This window comes from Moorena sp. SIO3I6, assembly GCF_010672095.1.
Genome location: NZ_JAAHHU010001187.1, coordinates 1 through 1,582 on the forward strand (window position 1 = coordinate 1; position 1,582 = coordinate 1,582).

Genomic DNA, 1,582 nt, shown 5'->3' on the forward strand with positions numbered 1-1,582 from the left:
TCACAGCAGTTCTTCTGGATTCACTGGTTTAGCTAAGTAGGCATCAGCCCCCAGCATCTTTCCCCAAATTTTGTCCACCTCAGTACCTTTGGTGGAGCAAATCACCACAGGAATCTCGCTAGTGTGAGGATTCACTTTCAGGGCTCTACAAAACTCAAAACCACTTTGACCAGGCAAAATTACATCTAAAACCACTAAATCCGGCGTATGATGAGATAATTTTTCCCGAGCCTCCTCAACGCTAGCCACGCCAGTAACCCCCAAACCCGCTTGTTGCAAACAGCGAGTTAGGTACTGTCTTTCTGTTACGCTATCTTCTACCACCAAAACAGTTTTCATATCTTATAGAATAGCACCTTATACAGAAAGTTTCTTAATGGCAAGGGTAGAATTACTGAATCAGATCAGGGTTTACCTGGCGCTATAGTTAGTGAAATCAGGGTCAACTCAGCTGATCTAACAAAGGGCATTAGATCATATCCCTGGTGACCAGAGCAGGGGAGCTTCGGAGCTTCGGAGCTTCGGAGCTTCAAAGGTAAGCTATCAGCGTGTCGCGTATCAGCCTATGCGCTACGTCCCAGCCTTGAAGCCTGTGCCACGCTACAGATGGTGCTATCAGCTCAAGGCTGACGGCTGACGGCTGACGGCACCTCAAGCAGCACCATCTGTAGCGCATATGCTTACCAGGGTAGCTTCGGAGCTTCGGAGTAGGAAATAAGGAATCGGGAACACAGGAGTAAATTAAGAGATTTTTAAAGGTCAGCAATCAATAATTTTAAAGACTTAAAAAACTATTTATCTAAAATGTATAGATATAGCAAAAAAGTATTTTATTAAATAAAAGTTTTCCTATGTTATTACAACTAATAATATAGTTGGAAATAATAACTCCTGAAACGATAAGCTGCAATGGGAGGAGAAGCTGTTGAATATTGCAATTGTATATTATCGATATAAATAAAAACAATGTAAAAATTGATTATATTAACCTTTTTTTATTTTACTTTGAACAAAGTAAAATAAAATGCTTTTTAGATTAGTAGCTTATGTTCAAATCAGGTAATTATAATTACAAAACTATAATCTGTGAAGCGTGACTATTAAATATTAATAGAAACTTCACACTATAAAACTCACAATATTATCACAAACTTAGCCTAACCTTGAAAAGCCTGATTCAAGAAGCCTTCTTGGGCTGTTTACATAGCAGTAACACACAGGAGAGTTTTTTTAGTCAACCAGCTCGGGTTCCAAAAATCGGATTCATAAAATGATCAGCTAGGGCTGATAAGTACATAGAAAGTTAAAAACAGTACTAGTCATGATAGTGAAGCACCATTACCCACTTGCCCACTGGTCAATGAGCCAAAGCCAGCCTCTGATTGATCTAGGCTTGCTAGAACAACTGCGGGTCAGCAATTGAGAGGATTAACAATGGTGGTTTATGTATCAGGGCGCATCCAGCCGATAAGCAGTCATAGCAGCTACTGGGAGTTTAATTGGTTAGTTAAAAGTCAGTTAAAATTCACCCATGTAGACTCTCGTATCCTGGTTTGCGATCGCTGCATTGGTGTTGCTCAAC

General features: G+C 40.0%; 1 protein-coding gene. It reads right to left on the reverse strand.

The genetic code is table 11. From position 1 onward, the window contains the following. Positions 1 to 339, reverse strand: coding sequence for a response regulator (locus F6K49_RS47535; RefSeq protein WP_293109525.1), 339 nt, complete (start codon positions 337 to 339; stop codon positions 1 to 3). Positions 340 to 1,582 lie beyond the last annotated feature (1,243 nt).